We start from the raw sequence: 4,240 nt of genomic DNA, 5'->3' as shown, positions 1-4,240 counted from the left end.
CTAACAAGTTTTGATAATTGGATACTTTAGCTATGCGGTAGATTTTCATATGTTATTCTTCTAGAAAAAATAACATATTCCCTACTCAGAACCCCAACCTTTTGTTTTGAAATCAGAATCTCTCCAATCTTTTTTGTAATTGAAGCCCCAGCCTGATTTCATGGGGTCTGCAAGGATTTTTGTCTCTTTACTGCCATCCTCATAATAGAATGTTTCATAATCACAATATGAATCATGGTCATGTCTTGTTATAACATACTTTACTATTTTTGCGCCAAAGATACACCATTGTGTTCTCCTATAAAAATGGTACAGGCGGAGGGACTCGAACCCCCATTTGGTTTTATCCGCAACTTCCGATTACGTTTAACGGTTTAGAAAACACGCCACGGTTACGCCTGCATAAAAGAATATTGACAATAAAATATGGTACTCCCAGAGGGACTCGAACCCCCATTGCTTTCGCTCAGATTAGGAATCTGATGCCTTATCCAATTAGACTATGGGAGCATTAAACAGAGTGTTTTACAGACCCCACCGCCTGCCAACAGCAACAGCCCGAAGCCTTACGCTGCTATGGGACTCGAACCCATCTATCAACACTCTTGAAATTGGCGGAGATAAGCGCTGCGCATAGACGATTTCTCAGCCTACTAATTACGCTGTCTCTCCATAAATTGGCGGGGACGAAGGGATTCGAACCCTCAAACCTCACAGCGTGACAAGCTGGTGTTCTAGCCAGTTGAACTACGCCCCCAAAAAATACAATAGGCAGGATTCCACACCCTGCACCTGTTCCTTGCTAGTTATTATCTAGCCTCGATTATGCTTTGGTCTTGACGACAAAACACTCCCACTGGTTTTCCTCTGCCGAGGCGGGGCCACATTGCATAATCCTTACCTAGTATTGCAGTACTACTATTGTATTTCTAAACTGGTAGCGGTAGAGGGATTCGAACCCCCGACCTTCACCGTATGAAGGTGCTGCTCTAAAAACCGCTGAGCTATACCGCCATAAAATTGGCAGGACGACTCAGCCACGATCTGAGAATCTTGGATTTGGAGTCCAAAGTTTTGCCCACTTAAACTACCGTCCTATAAAACCACGACAGACGGGGGTCGAACCCGCAATCTCGCAATGAGACATCTGGTAGACAGCCAGACTGCTAGCCACTCGCTTCTGCCGTATAAATTGGTAGCAGGGAATAGGACTCGACCCTATTGTAGAGATGGTTATGAGCCACCTGCTGGACCCTCCAGTCTACCCTGCAAATTGGTACGGGTAAAGAGGTTCGAACTCCTAACCTTCTGGTTCGAAGCCAGACGCTCTATCCAGTTGAGCTATACCCGCATCTAAAAAATGGTACAAGCGACAGGGATCGAACCTGCATGAAATCCAATTAACCTTCCGACTCGTTCGTAGCGAGAGGGTATACGCCTGCATCTGAAATTGGTCGTAGGAGTAGGATTTCCACCTACACGTTATCTGATCAGGATAACTGCCCCTCTGTTTTTGGGGTTGCGTCTAGTAATTCCGCCATCCTACAATAAAAAATGGTGTAGGCGAAGGGATTTGATACCCTCAATCTTGTCGGTCATGGCGAGGATACCGGGTGACATACGCATTTTCTTTACCCTTCACGTGCAGTTCCTTATGAGAACATACGACATCGCAATAGACACTCTTTACAAACCTTCCATGACTAGTTCGCAGGGAACGCAACAACGCTGCTATATTTACCTGTTCATCCTAGTTCCAACTATCTCAAGTACATGAGAACCGTGTCAACTAACGGTTTTATACGGTGGTTTTAGCTTCAAACTACGCCCACATAAAAAATTCCATATGTCAAAGTCGCCTCGGATCTGTGTTCCGATATTTATTCGGGCGACTGACATAAATTACCAATTTATTGTCAATATTCAGTTTTCAAAGATCTAAAAGTACATAAAAAGTACACAAAAAAAGCCCCGTCAGTTTCCTGACGGGGCTGCTGCCAAATCTACATTAGAGACAAAACTCTCCGTAGACAGACCCCGTCGAGGTCCTGCTATCCCAATCTCTGCGCATCTGTCTGTTTGAGTTCATAATTGAATTTTCCTGTCTCCTCTAAATCTCGTAAATCCTATTTCATCTTGTATACTTCATACTATAGCAAGAAAGTCCTGCTTCGTCAAGGGAAAAGTTAAGATTTCTTTCTTTCCGTTTTCTTGGCTTTTCTCAATGCAGCCATATGTTCTAAAACTGCTTTTAGATTTTGTCCTTTTAACTCTTCTCCAACCACCCATTTGGCAACAAGTTTTATTGGGTTTTCAGGAGTTAGTTTTATAAACTCTAATACTTCTTCTTTCTCTTTTTGAAATCTATGAAAATCATTCAATATCATTGTCTAATTACCTAACTTACCTAACCATTAGAACTACATCAACAGCTCTTTCAAAAAGAACATTTTGGTCCATGTAAAAGTTCTTATCGTTCAAATATGGAGCGTGAGCGTTTCCTGTTTTGACTTTCTTTTCTTCAAAATCAACTTCATACCAATTAGTATTTGAATCGAACGGTATTTTAGCCTTAGCCTCTTCTAAAGTCAATTTGTCAATCATACATGTCATCCCAATATCAATAGAATTCAAGCTTTCAACATATTCTTTGGGCGTATTTCTGAAATCAACTGGAATAAGCGCCTCTTTCTGCAAAACAATACCAGTATCTTCTTTGACTTTTCTGACAGCTGCAAATTGAATAGTTTCACCGCCTGCTTTTACTGTTGCTGTTGGAAAGTTGTAAATATAACGATTTATAACTGGATCATTAACCATCGCAACCATGTTTTCAACAAAAACAACTACCGATACAGTAACTCTGAACATTGGCTCAGTATACGCATATATCGGAAATGGAGTTGATGCATTCAAATCGTTAGGAAAATTCATATCTAGACTCTCCGTATATCGAATGTTTCATACCGCTTATTTTACCTTTTACTATTTCAACCTCAACATAGTATAGTTTCCTATCAAGTTGTCCGGGTTGTACGCAAAATGTATTATCTAGTTTCTGTACCCATTTGTGACCATTATACTCTGGCGACTCATGAATATGGCCATGAAATGAAAGTAATGGCTGAAAATCCTTTAGGAACTTCAGTATAGCATAACTTCCAACTCTTTCACCATGAGCGCAAACATCTAATCCAAGATTTGCTGGCGGGGCATGAATCAACCAAATAGTCCTTTTTGGGTCTTCGATTTTCTCAGCTGTCTCCTCCAGATGCTCTAGAATAGATTTTTTGCTACGGAAGTATGTTTTGAGATCATTAATTGTTTCCCACTTGTTATTTTCATTTAGGATAACAGGATCGCCATATTGAGTAGGACATATTCGTGAACATTCTGGCGACTCTCTTGTAGTCCAATACTTATATCCAAATGGGTAATCTGGAACCCAAGGACATCCGGCAAAATCAAGACCTTTTATACGAGCAACTTTATCATTTACACAATGCCATAATCCATCTTTTTCACCTTGCTCGATAGCTGGTAAGGTTAAGCTGTTATCGTCATTGCCTGTTATAAAGACTAATTCTGAATACTCTCGAATTTTTTCAGCATATTTCCTCAGTTTGGGTATAAAATTGACCTGACAACGTATACCTTTATCTTTGGGATATAAGTCTCCAGCAATAGCAGTTATTTTTGGCTTTTTGGCTACAACAGCATCAAAAAGCTGTCGCCACTTTCCGCCAAACTGATGAACATCTGATAACATCAACAATTTCATTTTACTTACCATGTTCCTACGTTTGTCAAATCCAATTTTGCTTTAGTAGCATTATGAACGACATAAAAGATTTCTCCGATGCCACTCGTTGTAAAACAATACGTTATATCGCCGCCATGTTCGTATTTTAGTTTCTTGCGTTTAGCGATTTCGTTCTGCTCTTCTCTAAACTTCTGAATTTTCTTTTTATCTTCGTCTAAAACTGTAAACTGCATTTTCTTTCTCCTTAAAAAATAGCTAGCAGCGTAGAATTCTTCGTAGCCAAGATTCTGTTTTCCAATCCTACATTTATCTATGCCACAACCCGACTATTATAGACCTGCTCATCGTCTAAGTCTGTTTGTGTTGCATCCTCAGTGGTACAAACGGCTTCATAAAACGTGCTGTTCACCTACACTCTGACGAACCCATAAGATCTGTCTAGGGACTTAAACCCTTGCTTTCTTATGAAGCCTCCCA

Annotated in this window: 4 protein-coding genes and 5 tRNA genes; all 9 read right to left on the bottom strand. The window is 40.4% G+C overall.

The genetic code is table 11. The features are described from left to right. Positions 1-307: 307 nt before the first annotated feature. The 9 genes from VMW01_10465 to VMW01_10425 all read right to left on the bottom strand — a co-directional run bounded on the left by VMW01_10465 (position 308) and on the right by VMW01_10425 (position 3,996). Positions 308-402 (bottom strand) — tRNA-OTHER (locus VMW01_10465). Between the two features lie 25 nt (positions 403-427). Then, positions 428-510, bottom strand: a tRNA-Arg gene (locus VMW01_10460). A 168-nt stretch (positions 511-678) separates the two neighbouring features. Beyond that, positions 679-757 (bottom strand) — tRNA-Asp (locus VMW01_10455). A gap of 178 nt (positions 758-935) precedes the next feature. Beyond that, positions 936-1,014, bottom strand: a tRNA-Met gene (locus VMW01_10450). A 260-nt stretch (positions 1,015-1,274) separates the two neighbouring features. After that, positions 1,275-1,351, bottom strand: a tRNA-Arg gene (locus VMW01_10445). Positions 1,352-2,186: 835 nt separating this feature from the next. After that, positions 2,187-2,381 (bottom strand): hypothetical protein, encoded by a 195-nt coding sequence (locus VMW01_10440; GenBank protein HUW06672.1) that lies wholly within the window; start codon positions 2,379-2,381, stop codon positions 2,187-2,189. A 22-nt stretch (positions 2,382-2,403) separates the two neighbouring features. After that, complete coding sequence (locus VMW01_10435) at positions 2,404-2,934, bottom strand: hypothetical protein (GenBank protein HUW06671.1); 531 nt, start codon at positions 2,932-2,934, stop codon at positions 2,404-2,406. Next, positions 2,921-3,793 (bottom strand): metallophosphoesterase, encoded by an 873-nt coding sequence (locus VMW01_10430; GenBank protein HUW06670.1) that lies wholly within the window; start codon positions 3,791-3,793, stop codon positions 2,921-2,923. The genes VMW01_10435 and VMW01_10430 overlap by 14 nt, the downstream gene beginning before the upstream one ends. Next, a complete protein-coding gene (locus tag VMW01_10425) occupies positions 3,787-3,996 on the bottom strand; it encodes a hypothetical protein (GenBank protein HUW06669.1) in 210 nt (69 codons plus the stop codon). Before VMW01_10425 ends, VMW01_10430 begins: the two co-directional genes overlap by 7 nt. Positions 3,997-4,240: the final 244 nt, after the last annotated feature.

It is taken from the genome of Williamwhitmania sp., assembly GCA_035529935.1.
Classification (GTDB): domain Bacteria; phylum Bacteroidota; class Bacteroidia; order Bacteroidales; family Williamwhitmaniaceae; genus Williamwhitmania.
Note: the sequence above shows the minus strand (reverse complement) of the source record. Positions and strands in the feature narration are given on the sequence as shown.